The organism is Cupriavidus sp. 21MJTG02-4, from assembly GCF_057798975.1.
The window spans coordinates 522,287-537,534 of sequence record NZ_JBYOJP010000001.1 but is presented as its reverse complement, the minus strand read 5'-3'; the positions used below and the strand labels follow the sequence as shown (position 1 = coordinate 537,534).

18 protein-coding genes are annotated in these 15,248 nt (G+C 61.3%); 10 read left to right on the top strand and 8 right to left on the bottom strand.

Going from position 1 to position 15,248, the window contains the following annotated elements:
* Positions 1–100: 100 nt before the first annotated feature.
* The 7 genes from imm40 to AC3FKH_RS02630 all read left to right on the top strand — a co-directional run bounded on the left by imm40 (position 101) and on the right by AC3FKH_RS02630 (position 3,916).
* Complete coding sequence (gene imm40, locus AC3FKH_RS02660; RefSeq protein WP_488672666.1) at positions 101–442, top strand: Imm40 family immunity protein; 342 nt, start codon at positions 101–103, stop codon at positions 440–442.
* 90 nt (positions 443–532) lie between these two features.
* Positions 533–823 (top strand): hypothetical protein, encoded by a 291-nt coding sequence (locus tag AC3FKH_RS02655; RefSeq protein WP_488672664.1) that lies wholly within the window; start codon positions 533–535, stop codon positions 821–823.
* 413 nt (positions 824–1,236) lie between these two features.
* On the top strand, positions 1,237–1,533 hold the full coding sequence (locus tag AC3FKH_RS02650) for a hypothetical protein (protein ID WP_488672662.1): 297 nt from the start codon (positions 1,237–1,239) through the stop codon (positions 1,531–1,533).
* Entirely contained in the window at positions 1,442–1,984 is a 543-nt protein-coding gene (locus tag AC3FKH_RS02645; protein WP_488672902.1) for a hypothetical protein, read from the top strand. The genes AC3FKH_RS02650 and AC3FKH_RS02645 overlap by 92 nt, the downstream gene beginning before the upstream one ends.
* Positions 1,981–2,184, top strand: coding sequence for a DUF4926 domain-containing protein (locus tag AC3FKH_RS02640; RefSeq protein WP_488672661.1), 204 nt, complete (start codon positions 1,981–1,983; stop codon positions 2,182–2,184). Before AC3FKH_RS02645 ends, AC3FKH_RS02640 begins: the two co-directional genes overlap by 4 nt.
* 29 nt (positions 2,185–2,213) lie before the next feature.
* The gene (locus AC3FKH_RS02635; protein WP_488672659.1) at positions 2,214–2,534 is read left to right on the top strand and encodes a DUF4926 domain-containing protein; all 321 of its coding nucleotides are present in this window, start codon (positions 2,214–2,216) and stop codon (positions 2,532–2,534) included.
* A gap of 113 nt (positions 2,535–2,647) precedes the next feature.
* On the top strand, positions 2,648–3,916 hold the full coding sequence (locus AC3FKH_RS02630) for a DUF445 domain-containing protein (protein WP_488672657.1): 1,269 nt from the start codon (positions 2,648–2,650) through the stop codon (positions 3,914–3,916).
* Positions 3,917–3,944: 28 nt separating this feature from the next.
* On the opposite strand, the gene AC3FKH_RS02625 is transcribed toward AC3FKH_RS02630, so the two are convergent.
* The 3 genes from AC3FKH_RS02625 to AC3FKH_RS02615 form a co-directional block, all read right to left on the bottom strand.
* On the bottom strand, positions 3,945–6,440 hold the full coding sequence (locus tag AC3FKH_RS02625; protein WP_488672655.1) for an EAL domain-containing protein: 2,496 nt from the start codon (positions 6,438–6,440) through the stop codon (positions 3,945–3,947).
* 227 nt (positions 6,441–6,667) lie between these two features.
* A complete protein-coding gene (locus AC3FKH_RS02620; RefSeq protein WP_488672653.1) occupies positions 6,668–7,732 on the bottom strand; it encodes a beta-keto acid cleavage family enzyme in 1,065 nt (354 codons plus the stop codon).
* A 24-nt stretch (positions 7,733–7,756) separates the two neighbouring features.
* Positions 7,757–8,659 carry a TauD/TfdA dioxygenase family protein gene (locus AC3FKH_RS02615; protein ID WP_488672891.1) on the bottom strand — a complete coding sequence of 301 codons (903 nt, stop codon included), beginning with the start codon at positions 8,657–8,659 and terminating at the stop codon, positions 7,757–7,759.
* Positions 8,660–8,958: 299 nt separating this feature from the next.
* Between AC3FKH_RS02615 and AC3FKH_RS02610 the strand changes: the two genes are divergently transcribed.
* The gene (locus AC3FKH_RS02610; protein WP_488672651.1) at positions 8,959–10,008 is read left to right on the top strand and encodes an AraC family transcriptional regulator; all 1,050 of its coding nucleotides are present in this window, start codon (positions 8,959–8,961) and stop codon (positions 10,006–10,008) included.
* Positions 10,009–10,114: 106 nt separating this feature from the next.
* Here AC3FKH_RS02610 and AC3FKH_RS02605 read toward each other — a convergent pair whose 3' ends face one another.
* Positions 10,115–10,939 (bottom strand): YdcF family protein, encoded by an 825-nt coding sequence (locus AC3FKH_RS02605; protein ID WP_488672649.1) that lies wholly within the window; start codon positions 10,937–10,939, stop codon positions 10,115–10,117.
* A gap of 419 nt (positions 10,940–11,358) precedes the next feature.
* Here AC3FKH_RS02605 and AC3FKH_RS02600 point away from each other — a divergent pair, with 419 nt between their 5' ends.
* Entirely contained in the window at positions 11,359–12,042 is a 684-nt protein-coding gene (locus tag AC3FKH_RS02600) for a type 1 glutamine amidotransferase domain-containing protein (protein ID WP_488672647.1), read from the top strand.
* Between the two features lie 70 nt (positions 12,043–12,112).
* Here AC3FKH_RS02600 and AC3FKH_RS02595 read toward each other — a convergent pair whose 3' ends face one another.
* Complete coding sequence (locus AC3FKH_RS02595; RefSeq protein WP_488672646.1) at positions 12,113–12,772, bottom strand: methyltransferase family protein; 660 nt, start codon at positions 12,770–12,772, stop codon at positions 12,113–12,115.
* Positions 12,773–12,889: 117 nt separating this feature from the next.
* Here AC3FKH_RS02595 and AC3FKH_RS02590 point away from each other — a divergent pair, with 117 nt between their 5' ends.
* Positions 12,890–13,222: a nucleotide pyrophosphohydrolase gene (locus tag AC3FKH_RS02590; protein ID WP_488672645.1), complete on the top strand. Its 333-nt coding sequence runs from the start codon at positions 12,890–12,892 to the stop codon at positions 13,220–13,222.
* Positions 13,223–13,357: 135 nt separating this feature from the next.
* Here the strand turns inward: AC3FKH_RS02590 and AC3FKH_RS02585 are convergent, their stop codons facing one another.
* From AC3FKH_RS02585 to uraH (AC3FKH_RS02575), 3 genes are all read right to left on the bottom strand, one after another.
* The gene (locus tag AC3FKH_RS02585) at positions 13,358–14,107 is read right to left on the bottom strand and encodes a carbonic anhydrase (protein WP_488672644.1); all 750 of its coding nucleotides are present in this window, start codon (positions 14,105–14,107) and stop codon (positions 13,358–13,360) included.
* A 268-nt stretch (positions 14,108–14,375) separates the two neighbouring features.
* A complete protein-coding gene (uraH, locus tag AC3FKH_RS02580; RefSeq protein ID WP_488672642.1) occupies positions 14,376–14,711 on the bottom strand; it encodes a hydroxyisourate hydrolase in 336 nt (111 codons plus the stop codon).
* A gap of 30 nt (positions 14,712–14,741) precedes the next feature.
* The gene (gene uraH, locus AC3FKH_RS02575) at positions 14,742–15,248 is read right to left on the bottom strand and encodes a hydroxyisourate hydrolase (RefSeq protein WP_488672641.1); all 507 of its coding nucleotides are present in this window, start codon (positions 15,246–15,248) and stop codon (positions 14,742–14,744) included.

Genomic DNA, 15,248 nt, shown 5'->3' with positions numbered 1-15,248 from the left:
AAAAGGAACTGATATCTAAAATCGATAGCCGCTGGCCTCCGGTTCGGGATCCCCGACATCGTCTACATCGGGCTACAACTTGATCATCGCGCGATGAGAAATGCCGATATCGAAAATACTTGAGCTTTACGCCAGAAGTGGACACAGCCTCATTGAAATTGGCCTGAATGAGGCAGCGCTCTCTGTAAGCGACGCCAAAATTGTGCTGGATCTGTTCGGCCAACAGCGATGGCGGGTGCTTGGGGGCGATGTGTATCGCTTGATTGAAGGTAACCGATTTGAGTCAACGCGCAGGCCTTCAACACATCATAGTGGAGCATGGTTCGGAGTTTGCGAAAATGGGTGTGTCGCCGACTCAGATTCCCGATGTTGTTATGGAAGCTGTAACGCGAGGAAAGATCGTTGGTTACCAAGGTTCCGGGACCGGGCGGCCGATTTATGAGGTGACCGTGAATGGCCAACAACAACGAATCGCGGTTACAGTTGGAAGCAATGGGTTTATCGTGGGTGCGAACCCGCGGGGGAGTGTGAAATGAGAAAAATAAAGGTAATGGCCGACTACCAATGCCACCCCTTGTGGGACATGTCACCAGGGGCATATGGCGACATCGACCCAAATGCCCTGCCTATTTCTGACCGGCTAAAGCAACGACTCGCTGACTGGGCACGCGCGTTTGATGAAACTTTGAATATGGCGGACCCTGCGAGTTCTGGCTTCAAAAGCATCGAAGCAGAGGCGGCATTCAAAGAGAGGGGTATTCAGCTTGCGGAACAGTTACAAAACGAACTCGGTCCGGAATTCTTAATTTCCATCAAGCTGTAACTCGCCACAAACGGAGCAGGTCAGACGAGTAAATCAGTCAGTTGTTCGGGTGTTGACGAGTAATGGCTCCAACATCGCCGATTGGGGCAAATATACGACCCAGTCCGTGGCTGCACCCAATGGGCAATCGCTGAAAATTCATTACTATCGGAATTCCGTGGCGAGGAAAATTGACTACCTCACACCAGACTTCAATGTGAAAGGGAGCGTTCTACCATGATCGTTCGTTATGCAAGGGAGCGCGTCTATAGTGGCTCGGGAGAAGATCCATTTCTAACGATTGGAAGAGATTATGTCAGTCTCGGCATCGTGTTTCGACCTGTTCCGTATACCACGCAGGTATGCCTCGAAACCGATGTTGATACCGGGAATCATTTAGATGGGAACCCTGTTAGTACGTGGAAGGCCATAAAATGAAAAATGTTCGCGTAGGCGTAGTTTATGGCGCGCCGCCAATCTTTTATGCTGATGTTGACAAAATGGGGTACGTAGAGCCAGAGTCGCTATCGTTGAGCCAATCACTTCTTGCCGATCTAGGAGCTTGGAATCAGGAGTATCAGGAAACCTTCTGCGAGGATTACCCTCCTGATTCGCAATTCCCCTCGGATAGTGACCGGATTGAGCACAATCGACGTGGACTGGAACTTTGTCGGCGACTTGAGCAGGAACTGGGCTCCGATACATCCGTCGAGTTTCGTCCGCAAAAATAGGCAGTGGCTCCTTTCGCAATTGGTCGCTGTACCGCGCGGGTCGTCAGGTGAATGCACAGATGGTGCGATTGGTGGCGGATTCATTGAGAGTGGCGAAATCTATACCAGCTTCCCTTCGGCTAAGGGCAAAAATTTTCTGGACTGCATCTTCAAGCCCGGCGCTGACCACGGAAAAGACGCGGTATTTGAGTCTCTAGGCTACACTGGCGCGGATTCAACTGGTCTGGCACAGATCTGGCAGGAACAGGCGACACAAAAGTTCGCAAGTGGTCAGTTCATTTTGGGAAAGGCCGACCAATACGGTCAGCGGGTGAATATTGAGATTGCTTTGCCGGGAAAGGGTGCTGCGAGTGGCCAGACAAGTTACCTCCAGTCAGGGTGGATGATCCGGCCGGATGGGTCCCTAAAGCTTAATACCCCATTCTCCGGCTTTACGAGGAGTCGCCAATGAGACTCTCGATCTACGACCGAGTGCGCTTTATCGGCCAAGCAAACATTATTGATGGCGTCAGTCCTGGTGATATCGGATACATCATTGAGGACTACGGAGACGGCAACTTTGAAGTCGAGTTCTCAGCGCCAGACGGAACAACAAGGGCGCTTGCAGTAATAGGCGGACATGCCTTGGAGGTGGCAGAGACGGCAGTGTAGTTGATGCCATTCAACGGTTCACCGTCGATATGCCGATCACGGGACCAAATGGCAACACTGCGACAGTTCGCAGGGGTTGGATATACGACCCCGGTTCATCCGTTCCTCGACTGGACTACGCTGTACGTGAAGTGACCTCTATGACTAACGCGAACCTATTAGACGTTGTGGTCTTGTTGGAAGACCTTCCGGAAGACGGGCTTCAAGCGGGTATGAGGGGTACGGTGGTTGACATTCACCGTAGGCCATGTCTCGCCTATGAAGTTGAGTTTTGCGATGACCGAGGTGGGACAATTGCACTAGTTGCTCTGCTCCCGAATCAGATTGAACGAGTATGGACTCGTCGCTGAACTGACGAACCCGGCTTCGGCCGGATTCATCGTTTCTGCAGAGTGTTGATACAGCCTGCTGGAAAGACCGGATATCCCATCCATCGTTCTGTACTCTGGATCTCCAATTTTTCATGACTCAGGAACTAGAACTCCGCAACGCCAAACGTAAGGCGATGGCCCTGCTGCTCGCGGCGACGCTCGTCTTTGCGATCACGATCTTCCTCCCACACGGCTTTGCCACCGATTGGGTGCGCGCTGCGGCCGAGGCTGCCATGGTTGGCGGCATGGCCGACTGGTTTGCGGTAGTCGCATTGTTCCGCCGTATTCCGGTACCGGGGCTCGCCAGCCACACCAACATCATCATCCGCAAGCGCGACGACATCGCCGATGGGCTTGCTGTCTTCGTCAAGGAAAAATTCCTCGATGTGAACTCGGTGGTCGCGCTGATCGACAAGCACAACCCTGCACAGGTCGTCACCGATTGGCTCGATTCCGCATCCAATACGCGCCGCATGGGCGATGCCGTGGCCCGCTTCGCACGAAGTGCGCTCGACCTGTTGGACGAAAAGACAGTCCAGGCGTTTGCCAAGGACGCCGTCGATGCCATGATCGATCAGGTGGATCTCACACAGTCAGCGGCGGGAATCCTGGAAACGCTGACGCGAGACAATCGGCACCAGGCGCTGCTGCGGGAATCGATCACGCATCTGGTGGAGCTGCTCAAGCGTCCGGACACGCGCGACATGATTGCCGGGCGAATCGCGGAATGGCTCAAGCTGGAGCATCCGTACAAGGAGAAGGTGTTACCGACTGAATGGATCAGCGGTCATGGCGCGGAAATGATCTCGGCGGGATTGTCGCGCGTGCTGACGCAAGTCGAGAAGGACGACGGCCATGAGCTGCGCAGGAAGTTCGATGAGGTGACCAATAGCTTGATCAAGCGCCTGAAGGAAGATGCGTCGTTTCGCGCCAAGGCCAATGACATCAAGCGTTATCTGCGGGAACATCCGGCGTTCAATGCCTACATAGGGGAGCTTTGGGGCGAATGGAGAGCGCGGCTCAAGGCAGACCTGGCGCGCGAGGACTCCGCCATCTATCGCAAGGTGGCGGGCGCAGGACAGTGGATTGGCGAGGAGCTGGCCCGCAACGAATCCCTGCGGCAGGCGCTGAACCAGCACCTGAGGGATGCCGCGCGCACGATGGCGCCCGACTTTGCGGACTTCATCACGCGTCATATCAGCAATACGGTGCGCAGCTGGGACGCGAAGGATATGTCACGGCAGATCGAACTCAACGTCGGCAAGGACCTGCAGTACATTCGCATGAACGGGACCATCGTTGGCGGGCTGATCGGAGCGACGCTCTATCTGCTTGCCCAGGCGCCAGCGCTGATGCGATGAGGCGTGTCGGTGGCGGCCGGTCTCGATGTCAGCCGCCAATGCCCGCACGCTGTAACCGCTCAGCCTTGACAGGCCGTGCCAGCAAAAACCCCTGCGCACGATCACACCCGATCTCCCGCAGGAACTGCAACTGCTCCTCGTTCTCGACCCCTTCAGCCACCACGGTCAACCCAAGCGAATGCGCCATGGCAACAATGGCGCGCAGGATCGCTCCATCACGCCGCTGTGCATCGATACCAGCAAGAAAGGACCGATCCACTTTCAGCGTATCGACCGGCAAGGTCTGCAAATACGTGAATGACGAGTACCCCGTTCCGAAATCGTCGATAGCAAGGCTCACCCCACGCCGGGCGAGTTCGCCCAGCAGCGATTCCGTCATCCCATTGCCCGTCATGGCCATGCTCTCCACCAGTTCGAGTTGCATCCTGGCCGACGGCACGCCGGTATCGCTCAGGATTGTGGTGAAGTCATGCAGGAACTGTTCATGGCGGCATTGCCGCGCGGAGAGGTTGACCGCCATCCGGCCGAACGCGAAGCCCTCTTCAATCCAGAGGCGAGCCTGCCTGCAGGCTTCGCGCAGTACCCAGGCGCCGATGGGCACGATCAGGGCCGAGTCTTCAGCGGTGGTAATGAACGCACCCGGTGCCAGCAGTCCCCGCGTCGGATGCTGCCAGCGCAGCAGCGCCTCCACGCTGACGATGGCCCCGCTGCGCAAGTCATAGACCGGCTGGTAGTGCAGGCGGAACTCGTCCGCCGCCAGGGCGTTGCGCAACTCGCTTTCGAGCGTGATCCGCTCCATCGAGGACGAGGTCATCTGCGCGGCGAAGAAACGGAAGTTGTTCTTGCCCTCGTCCTTGGCCTCGTACATGGCGCGATCGGCCTGCATCAGCAACTGCTTCGAGTCGGCGCCGTCGTCGGGATAGATGCTGATGCCGATGCTCGGTGTCACGAACACGGTGCTTCCGTTTGCGTCGATCGGCTGCCCGACCACGTTCAGCAAGGCCTGCGCAATCTGCGCGACGTGGCGGATGTCTTCGATGTCCTCGATGATCACGGTGAATTCGTCTCCGCCCAGGCGCGCCACCGTGTCGCTTTCGCGAATGGCTTCCTTCAACCGGCGGGCGATGACCTTGAGCGCCTGGTCGCCCACGCCATGTCCCATGGTGTCGTTGATCAGCTTGAAGCGGTCCAGGTCGATGAACAGCACGGCCACCCGCCGCGCGGCACGCTTGGCGCGTGCGATGGCCTGCTTCAGGCGCTCGCTGAACAGGGTACGGTTCGGCAAGGCCGTGAGCGCGTCGTGCATCGCCAGGTGGTTCAGGCGCTCTTCGTCAATCCGGCGCTGCGTGATGTCCGAGAAGATGGCGGCGTAGTGCGTGCATTTGCCATCGTGGTTGTAGATGCCCGAGATCGACAGGTACTCCAGGTAGAGTTCGCCGTTCTTGCGGCGGTTCCAGATCTCGCCCTGCCAGCAGCCGGTCTCGCGCAACTGGCGCCACAGGGACTGATAGAACGCGGGGCCCTGTTCTCCCGAGTGCAGCATTCGCGGGGTCTGGCCGACGGCCTCGTCGCGGGAATAGCCGGTCAGTTGCGTAAAGGCCGGATTGACTCGCTCGATCACCCCGTTCAGGTCGGTCACCATGACGCCATCGAGCGTGGCCTCGAATACGCGGTCGGCCAGCTTCAGGTGATACGCTGACTCGAGCAGGGCCTCGTCGCGTTCGCGCAGCGCGAGCTGGAGCTCGTGCACGTACTCGTATTCGATATTGCTCAGGATGTCGGCCAGGCTCAGCACGCCCGCCAGCTCATTGTGGTCGTCGAGAACGCCGACATGGCGGATGCGGTGTTCGACCAGGATCTGGCGGGCCGCATAGAGGGTTTGCGAACGCCTCAGGGCGCGCAGCGGGCGTGTCGCATGCTCGGCCACTGTGCCGGCGAGTGCATTGGCGGCCGCCAGCCGGACAATGTCGCGCTCGGTCAGGATGCCATACTCATCCCCGGGGTAGCGCACGACGACGGCACTCAGCCCGCCCGAGCGCATGATGCGCATGGCGTCGCGCAGCGTGGTGGCCGGCGGGACCAGGGCCGGCTGGGACAAGCTGACTGAATCGATCGGCTTGGTGCGCAGGAAGAATTCCGCGCCGTGGCCCATGACGAGGTCGGTCTGCGTGAGCATGCCGAGCGGCCGCTCGGAGTCGTCGACCACCAGGCAATGCCGGATGCCACGATTCTTGAAATGGACCACCGCGTCACCAAGGCGCGTGCCGCCGGACAGGAACTGCACGGGATGGCTCATCAGCGCGCTGATCGGCCGGGACAGGGCATTGACGTCATCGCCGAGTGCCAGTGCATCGCGTTCGGTCCAGATGCCAACGGCGCGCCCCTGGTCCACCACGACAATCGAACTGCAGCGGCGCCTTGCCATCCTGGTCACCACTTCGCTGACCGGAGTCAGCAGCTCACACTCCAGCGTCGATCTGGATACCAGGCGCTCGATCTCGATATCCATAGTGTGATGCGGCATGTCGCTCCCCTGGTCCCTGAGTGTTGTTGTTAAGCCTGCCCGACAGCGCCCGCCAGAATAGTGGCGAGGCCGGTGGCGACTCTTGATGCAAATCAAGGTGGAATTAGCAGGTGCCAAAGCGCAACACGTCGATGGCGGACCGGAATAAACAATGCCCGCCGTGCCGCCCCTCCTGGGATGTGGGGCGGCACGGCGGGCATCCGGCTGACGCCCGGCGCAGAGGCCGGTCAGGCGCGGCTACCGTGCCGCGTGAATCCAACCTGCCCAGGCTTTCGATTGGGCGCGAACCCGTTCTCAGCCAGCGTCTCCGTAGCACTGTCATAGAACGTGCCGATCTTGTAGATCTCCCGCGCTTCCTCGCCGTTGGCCACATCGCGCCCGAACTCGCGCGACATGCGCACCAGTTGCTCGATCTGCGCCACGGTGCCCGTCTTGCGGTCGCGGCGCTGGGTCCAGATGTTGTCCTCGATGCCGCAACGCACGTGCAGGCCCAGGGCGATGGCCATCATGTTCAGCGGCAGCACGTTGAGCATGGAGGTCTCCAGCGTCAGCACCGAGCCATTTGGGCAGGCACGCACGAAGTTCGCCAGGTTGTAGAGGTTGGGCGCCTCGAAGCCGCCGCCGATCGCCACCCAGGTCAGGATCAGGGGCACGTTGCAGGTGCCCTTGCGCATCATCCGCTCCACCGTTTCCAGCTGCGCGATGGTGGCAAGCTGGAAGTGGGTCTGGATGCCGTTGCTGCTGAGGCGGCGGATGTGTTCTTCCACCCATTCCGGCCCGGCGGGGATGGTCATCTCGCGATAGGCGCGATAGTTCGCCGGCTCGGCCAGCGAGGTGCCAGCCACGTCGGCCGCGCACATCTGCTCGACCACGTTCATCTGGTTGGTGTTGACGGCGATCGTCACCTGGTCGGGCCTCGGCTTCAGCTCCGCCAGCATATGGCGGGTATCGTCCGACAGCCACTTGGCCACGTCACCGTCATTCTCGGGCGCAAAGGAAATCGAGCCCCCCACCTGCAGGATCATATCCGGCACGCGGGCGCGGATGCCTGCCAGCAGTTCGTTGAACTTGGACAGGCGCTTGGAGCCCTTGCCGTCCGCCTCACGCACATGCACGTGCAGCACGGTGGCGCCGGCGTTGTAGCAGTCCACGGCCTTCTGGATCTGCGCTTCCATGGACACCGGGATGTCTTCCGGGAAATCCGAAGGCATCCATTCCGGGCCATAAGGGGCTGCCGTTATCACCAGCTTCTGCTGGTTCTCGGGGAACAGCGAACCGTCGATGAAATCCATGTCTCTCTCCTCGTGATGGTTGGCTCAGGCAGCCAGTGCGGGTTCGGTGGTGTTGGTATTGATGGCGCGTTCGCCAATGCCAAAGGGCTTGTCGCCGATGATGCCGGCGCGCTCCATCCTGCGATGGCAGGGCGCGTAGTCCATCACCGCGTAGTGCTGGGTGCTGCGGTTGTCCCAGATGGCCATGCTGTTGGCCTTCCAGCGCCAGCGGACCTGGTACTCGGGAATGAACGCCTGCGACACCAGGTAACGCAGCAGTTCGAGCGCGCCCGGGTTGTAGTCCTGGCCGTAACGCACGTTTGCCGGGGCGTGGAAGTTGGTGAAGTGGGTGGTGAAGGCGTTGACGAAGAGGAGCTTTTCACCCGTCTCGGGGTGGATGCGCACCACCGGGTGCTCGGGATCGGGGTACTGCTCCTTCAGTGCCAGCCGCCGCTCGATCGGCATGGCAGCGCCAAAGCTGGCCTCGATGCTGTGCCGGGCGCGCAGGCCGGCAATCTGCGTCTTCACATGCTCGGGCAGGTTCTCGTAGGCGAGCGCCATGTTGGCCCACATCGTGTCGCCCCCGACGGCAGGGCCTTCCACGCAGCGCAGCACGCAACCCATGGGAGGCGCTTCACGCCAGGTCGCATCGGTGTGCCAGGCGTTCTCGTAGCGGTCCATCGGCTGGTCCGGCTGCTTGTAGATCTGCACCAGGCCGGGGTATTTCGGATGGCTGCCGGCTACCGGGTGATTCTCCAGGCGGCCGAACCGCTCGGCAAACGCGACATGCTCGGCGCGGGAGATGTGCTGGTCACGCAGGAACAGCACCTTGTGCTGAAGCAGGGCGGCCCGGATCTCCCCGAACAGTCCGTCATCGTGGATGGCATCGGCCAGGCTCACGCCCGTCAGTTCGGCGCCAATGGTGGCGGTCAGTTGTTCTACGCGCATCATGCGGCCTTCGTGCGGGTAATGACGGAAGCCGGGCATGCGATACCGTGCCCTGCCGGGCGATGGGAAATGCTGGTTGAAGTCACTCTTTGTCTCCTGCCGTATGGTCTGGGGTCAGTCAACGCGTCTGGCGTCAAGTGAAAACTACTGTCAGGACCACCGCTGGACTTGTCATTGCGCGTCAAGCGCATTGCGTTTGATGCCACGGCCGGGCTCATGGCCGCAGCGATTTGATCGCCGTCAAATTTTTTGCGTCCGGTCGACACCATCCTTCCAGGCAGAGCCAGAGGGAGAGAGCAATGGAGACAAGAGTTCGCGCGGCGGCGTTGACGGGGTACTTCGACGTGGCGTCGCAATTGGGGCTGGATACGGAGCCCATCCTGCGAGCGGCAGGCGTCTCGCGCGCTTTGCTCGATGACCCGGACCAGCGCCTTCCGGTGACCACGGTCATGACCTTGCTGGACGAGGCGGCGCGCGCAAGCGGATGCCAGTCGTTCGGCCTGCGCATGGCCGCGACGCGCCAGCTCGCGGACCTGGGCGCCATCAGCCTGTTGCTGATGCACCAGGCCACCCTGCGTGATGCGCTACGTACGCTGATCCGCTATCGCAGCCTGATGAATGAATCGCTGGCGATGCTGGTGGAGGATGCCGGCACGACCGTGATCGTGCGTGAGGAAATCGTACTGGAGAAAGCACCAGTATCACGCCAGGCCATCGAGCTTGCGACCGGTACGCTGCATCGCGCGTGCAATGTGCTGCTAGGTCTTCAGTGGAACCCGCACAGCGTTCATTTCACGCATGACGCGCCGGCCGATCCGCAGCTGCATCAGCGGATCTTTGGCTGCAAGCTGAAGTTTCGCAGCGAGTTCAACGGGATCGCCTGTGCCGCCGCGGATCTCGACCATCCCAACCCGATCGCGGACCCGGTGATGGCGGAGTATGCGCGCCGCTGTCTGGAGGCGCAGTCGGTGGCCTGCGCGACATCGTGCGTCCTTGAGGTCCGCAAGGCCATCTATCTGCTGCTGCCAATGGGCCACGCGTCAATCGAACAGGTGGCCCGGGGGCTGGAGATGGAAGTGCGAACGCTGCAGCGCAGGCTCAAATCGGCGGGCACCGTGTTCTCCCATCAGGTCAATGACGTGCGGCGCGAACTGGTGGTCCGGTACCTTGTCAGCGGCGGTCATCTGCTGGCCGAGGTGGCGGAGCTGCTCGGCTTTTCGATGCCGAGTTCCTTCACGCGCTGGTTCTCGGCGGAGTTCGGTGTGGCACCGTCGCAGTGGCGTCAGCGGCTGGTGCAAGTCGGGACACCAGTGGACTATCGCACGCCAGTGTGCCTTCGGCATGGTTAGGCAACAGTTTTCAGGGCGTTTCTTTACCATCCCGGGCGAAGGCATCTGCCTGCGTCGTTGCGGGATTTTATGAAAACAGGCCAGAGTGGAGCAGCAGCCCTAAGCCTCAATACTCGCGCAGGATCCAGCTGCTGATCGATGCAAAGTACTCACGCAGCCATGCATTGAAGCGCAGGTACAGCGGCGTGCCGGCGCCCACGCCGAAGACGTTGCTGAATCCCGCCTTCCGTGCAATGCCCAGGGCGCGCCGCACGTGGAAATCGCTGGTCACCACGATGATCGATCCAGTGTCATCAACACCTTGCTCTTCCAGCATGCGCCGGCTGAACACAAGGTTCTCCGCGGTACTGGTGCTGCGGCGCTCGCGCATCAACCTCTCCGCCGCAATGCCACGCGCCATCAGGTAGTCGGCCATGATGTCCGCCTCCGTGCAATGCCGCTCGAAGTCCTGTCCGCCACTCACCACCACCTTCGCCGCCGGCCATCGCCGGGCTTGCACCAGGCCCTTGTCCAGTCGCGCTTTCAACGCGGGCGATGCCGTGCAGTCTGGTGTGCCGGAGCCAAGGACGATGATCGCCTTGATCGTAACTCCCGCGGGCACGGTCACGCCGGCGTCGCTGCGGATACCGTGGAAGTACACACCCACAGTCAGAAGCCAGACGGCAAACGCGGTCCACGCTGCACGCCATAGCCACTGCCTGCGCCGATTGGCCTGACGCCAGCGTGCGACACGATGCCAGCCCAGCGCGAGCAGCAGGAACGCGATGCCGATGCCGGCGGGGAGCACGATGCCGAAGCTGAACAACCCCATGGACATCAGCCCGATGGCGTCGCCAAGCAGTACGGCGCCCACAAGCGCCAGGGCAAGGCGTATCCATTGCCTGCCGGGATTCGGTGACCGCGCCATGGTCGTCCTCTTGTTAGCTGCCATGGTGCATGTGCAACGTGTCTTTGCTGAACTTCATGTTTGTCCCTGATTGATGGGCTCGCCGCAGCGGGTGGCTGAGCAAAGGCGAAGGCGACACTATAGCGGCGGGTCGATAACGTTGACTGGCTTGTGGCTGCAAGTAGCCTATCGCAGACTCCATCACTATCGATTCTGCGCGTTTCTGCAATGAACTGCCGAACGCGAGCGATGCAGCGTCGCTTGCTTCGCCTGCAAGCCGAGTCGGCCTTTGACTTTGAAGGCGCATGCACCATGCTTACCAGGGTCCGTATGCCGCAAGGCAGTCCCGCAGGAAGTCCGTGTGCCGAAAGCGACGCGACCAGCCGATCCAGGGCGCCGCATAGTTCCTGGCGGTCTCTCGCACAGCATGGACATATCCCGCTACATCTCCCGGAGATTCGAACATGAAAGTCCTGATTGTCCTGACCTCTCACGACCAACTTGGCAACACTGGTGAAAAGACCGGCTTCTGGCTGGAAGAACTCGCGGCCCCGTACTATGTGCTGAAGGATGCTGGTGTCGAAGTCACGCTCGCATCGGTAAAGGGCGGGCAGCCGCCGCTCGACCCGAAGAGCAATGACCCCGCCTTCCAGACCGCCGCGACCCGCCGCTTCGACGCCGATGCCGACGCAAAGGCCGTACTGGCGTCGACGCGGAAGCTGTCCGATGTCTCGGCCGGCGACTACGACGCGGTGTTCTATCCAGGGGGCCACGGTCCGATGTGGGATCTCGCCGAAGATGCCCACTCCAAAGCCCTGATCGAAACCACGCTAGCGAGCGGCAAGCCCGTCGCTCTGGTCTGCCATGCGCCGGGTGTGCTGCGTCATGTGAAGGCGAAGGACGGCAGCGCCATGGTCAAGGGCAAGAACGTCACGGGATTTACGAACAGCGAAGAGGCCGCGGTCGGCCTGACGGATGTCGTGCCGTTCCTCGTCGAGGACATGCTGAAGGCGAACGGTGCGAACTATTCCAAGGCCGGAGACTGGCAACCGTATGTGGTCACGGACGGCCTGCTGGTCACGGGCCAGAATCCTGCATCCTCGGATCCCGTTGCCCATGCGCTGCTGACGATGTTGAAGCATCGCTGACACGGAACAGCGAAGAGCGGGCCCAAGGCGCCGTTGCCGTGGCGCCCCTTTGGCACCGCCGGCCGTCCTTCTAATACACACCCGGCACCATCCTCCAGGTCCTCGCGCAATACGCCTCATATTGCGCCCCAAACTCCGACCGCAACATAGCTTCTTCCGCACGGATACGTGCCACCAGCGGCGGGATCATCAGCAATGTCAGGATCACGCCCACACCTGAGCGAAACGCCAGTACCCATCCCAGCGAACTGACGACGAAGCCGAGATAGCTTGGGTGCCGGATCACGCCATACAGGCCGGTGGTCACGAGCTTGTGCCCGCGCTGGATCGCGACCAGCCCGCTGAATCGCTTGCCCAGGATGAAGACAGGCACCAGCCGCAATACGCCGCCACCGGCGAACAGCGCCACGCCGATCCAGCGCAGGGTGTCGCCGTCGATGACCCAGAAACCGATGCGATCGTTCCACGCTGGCACGTAGCCGGCCAGCAGGCCGAGCACGCCGAACGCCGCGAGCACCCAGCGGTTGCCGCGGTCTTCACGTTCGCCGCTGCTGATGTTGCCTTGGGAGAAGACGGCGACCACGGCGAGCGCCATGGTCGCCTCGGCCAGTACGATTCGCGCCGGATGGGCAAAGAACGGCGCGATGCCGCCCCAGCCGAGAACGGGAAGCGCCAGGTAGGCAAGGGTGCCCGCCAGCGTGAAGACAGCCATGCCGATGGATGAACGCATGCCGGGCCGCCATGAGGAGGATGCCGAACCTCCAGCGTATGCCGTTTTGCCACCGGTTGCTGGCCGCCCTGGCATGTTTCAATACGGCTTTGCCGAAGACACCTCATGCAGCAGACCATGCCTCTCATCGATATCAAGAATCTCCAGCAAGCCGCCATCGCCTTCGGCGAAGCGCGCGGCTGGGGCAAGTATCACAGCCCCAAGAACCTGGCCATGGCGCTGAGCGTGGAGGTGGCCGAACTGGTCGAGATCTTCCAGTGGCAGACCGAAGAGGAATCGCGCGGGATCATGTCGACGGACGAGCGCGCGCATGTGGAGCAGGAACTGGCGGATATCACCATCTACCTGACGCAGCTGGTGACGGCGCTGGGTGTGGACCTGGACGCGGCGGTGCGGACGAAGATGGAGATGAATGCGAAGAAGTATCCGATTCGCGACGTCGGTGCCTGACTTGCAGTCATTTTTTCTATCCAAGCCAGGAATGACGGTCGCCTATTACGGCGGTGAATCATAAATAGCTGTGATAGTTGTGGCGCCATGCCCCAGACGCGTGACGGGCCATGGCATCCGTCACGCATCGATACGTTAGCGCCCCACCAACACCTCCCGCCCATTCACCGCCTGCACCGGCCGCGCATTCATCTTGTACAGCTTCCTGAACGCTGCAAGCTGCGCGGACGAAAACGACACCGGCGTCTTCATCACCACCCATCTCACATCTTCGCTGCATGGTGGCGTGGTGAGCGAGCCGATGAACGTGTAGTTGTCGCGTTTTGCCGGCAGAAGTTCGTCGACGTTGATGGTGCCGTCCAGCGCTTGCTTGTCACCCGCTTTCGCCGGCAGGCTCGCGAACACCGGCTGCAGCGTCGCATTGGCCTTGCCCGTGCGGAACAGCACGGCGATCACGGCAAGCTTGCCTTCGGCACTCTTGTGCACAAGGTGGGCCACCAGCGGATAGGACTTGCCGTCGATCTTCTCCTCGCTTGGCGTGTGGAAGTGGAACTGCGCAAGCTTGTACTGCACGCCATCGATGGTGAGCGTGCCGCCATTGGCCGGTTCGACCTGAACGGTGTGGCCGTTGTTGATGACCTCGGCATTCGCGGGCGCATAGGACAGATCGATGGCCTGTGCCGTGGTGCCGGTCACCTTGCGGGTCTCGATGTTGATCGGCGACTGGCGCTGGCCCGTCCCGCACACGGCGTAGTCCGCTTCAAGGTGGGCCCACTGGCTCGCGCCAGTCTTGCCCTGGTAGGTCCAGTGCGGCGCTTCGGTGGCGCTGGCAATCGACATGAGAAGCAGTGTGCCCAATGCTGCAATCGCAATGCGTGTCTTCATCAGATGGTTACCGTTGTGGAAACTAAGGGATGAGCAGGCGGCCGCATGCCTGAACGGACCGATGCCCATGGCTCCGGAACGCTGCCTGCAGGGCAGGGTTGACCGGGGGAATGCATCAAACCGTCTCATTGGACTGGGGAAGTGTAGCGGGCTATCGAGCGCGACCACGCGAATCCCATGACGCCGGTATGAATGATGTGCCACAAACAAAAACGGGCGGCCTTGTTCAGCCGCCCGGGCGCAGAAGCGCGCAGTACCACATGAACACTCAACTACCCCGATACGTCCCGAAGCTCCACGGCGAGCACAGCAGCGGCACATGGTAGTGCTGCGCGGCATCGGCAACCGTGAAACGCACGGGCACGATATCGGCGAACACGTCCGGCGTCTTGAAGTAATCGGCAACCCAGAAACGCAGTTCGAAGTCTCCGGTGCGCGCCTGCGTGGCGGGCAGCATCGGCGAATCGGTACGGCCGTCGCTGTTGGTGCGCGCGCGGGTAATCAGTTTGGGCGGCTGCGTGCCCATGTCGAACAGTTCGATCTGCATGCCGGCGATCGGCCTGCCGAGCGATACGTCGAGTACGTGAGTGCTGATGCCTGCCATGTCGGTCTCCTTGTCAGCAAACGGGCCGCATCAGCTGCCGCGATAGTAGTTGTAGCTCCACGGCCCGAACAGCACGGGCAGGTGGATGCGCTGGCTGGCGTCGGTCACGCGGAAGCGCAGCGGGATCTTCGACAGGAACAGCGGCTGCGGCAGGTTAGCCTTGCGCGCGGCGAAGTATTCGTCCACATGCAGCAGCAGTTCGTAGGTGCCCGTGCGATAGGTGTCGCCGATCAGCAGCGGCGGTTCGCTGCGGCCGTTGGCGGCCAGCGCCACTGTCTGCATGTGGCGCGGCTGGCCGTTGTCGATGCGGTACATGTCGACGCGCATGCCGGCAGCCGGCGTGCCGTGCCAGGTGTCAAGCGCGTGCATGGTCAGGCGCGGGCTCAGGCCGCCTTGCTGCACGGGCCCGGTGGTCTGGTTGGGCGCGGTCTCGGCCAGCGCGTTGCCAGCCAGGAGGGCGCTGCCGCCCAGCGTGAGCGATTGCAGCGCGAAGCGGCGGCGGCTGGCGTCGAAGTCGGGATCTTGCTGGTCGCGCAT

Excerpts from the sequence above, each read along its gene's own strand:
- imm40 (WP_488672666.1), top strand. The coding sequence starts at position 101 with ATGCCGATATCGAAAATACTTGAGCTTTACGCCAGAAGTGGACACAGC.
- AC3FKH_RS02655 (WP_488672664.1), top strand. The coding sequence starts at position 533 with ATGAGAAAAATAAAGGTAATGGCCGACTACCAATGCCACCCCTTGTGG.
- AC3FKH_RS02650 (WP_488672662.1), top strand. The coding sequence starts at position 1,237 with ATGAAAAATGTTCGCGTAGGCGTAGTTTATGGCGCGCCGCCAATCTTT.
- AC3FKH_RS02640 (WP_488672661.1), top strand. The coding sequence starts at position 1,981 with ATGAGACTCTCGATCTACGACCGAGTGCGCTTTATCGGCCAAGCAAAC.
- AC3FKH_RS02635 (WP_488672659.1), top strand. The coding sequence starts at position 2,214 with ATGCCGATCACGGGACCAAATGGCAACACTGCGACAGTTCGCAGGGGT.
- AC3FKH_RS02630 (WP_488672657.1), top strand. The coding sequence starts at position 2,648 with ATGACTCAGGAACTAGAACTCCGCAACGCCAAACGTAAGGCGATGGCC.
- AC3FKH_RS02625 (WP_488672655.1), bottom strand. The coding sequence starts at position 6,440 with ATGCCGCATCACACTATGGATATCGAGATCGAGCGCCTGGTATCCAGA.
- AC3FKH_RS02620 (WP_488672653.1), bottom strand. The coding sequence starts at position 7,732 with ATGGATTTCATCGACGGTTCGCTGTTCCCCGAGAACCAGCAGAAGCTG.
- AC3FKH_RS02615 (WP_488672891.1), bottom strand. The coding sequence starts at position 8,659 with ATGCGCGTAGAACAACTGACCGCCACCATTGGCGCCGAACTGACGGGC.
- AC3FKH_RS02610 (WP_488672651.1), top strand. The coding sequence starts at position 8,959 with ATGGAGACAAGAGTTCGCGCGGCGGCGTTGACGGGGTACTTCGACGTG.
- AC3FKH_RS02605 (WP_488672649.1), bottom strand. The coding sequence starts at position 10,939 with ATGGCAGCTAACAAGAGGACGACCATGGCGCGGTCACCGAATCCCGGC.
- AC3FKH_RS02600 (WP_488672647.1), top strand. The coding sequence starts at position 11,359 with ATGAAAGTCCTGATTGTCCTGACCTCTCACGACCAACTTGGCAACACT.
- AC3FKH_RS02595 (WP_488672646.1), bottom strand. The coding sequence starts at position 12,772 with ATGCGTTCATCCATCGGCATGGCTGTCTTCACGCTGGCGGGCACCCTT.
- AC3FKH_RS02590 (WP_488672645.1), top strand. The coding sequence starts at position 12,890 with ATGCCTCTCATCGATATCAAGAATCTCCAGCAAGCCGCCATCGCCTTC.
- AC3FKH_RS02585 (WP_488672644.1), bottom strand. The coding sequence starts at position 14,107 with ATGAAGACACGCATTGCGATTGCAGCATTGGGCACACTGCTTCTCATG.
- uraH (WP_488672642.1), bottom strand. The coding sequence starts at position 14,711 with ATGGCAGGCATCAGCACTCACGTACTCGACGTATCGCTCGGCAGGCCG.
- uraH (WP_488672641.1), bottom strand. The coding sequence starts at position 15,248 with ATGCGCGACCAGCAAGATCCCGACTTCGACGCCAGCCGCCGCCGCTTC.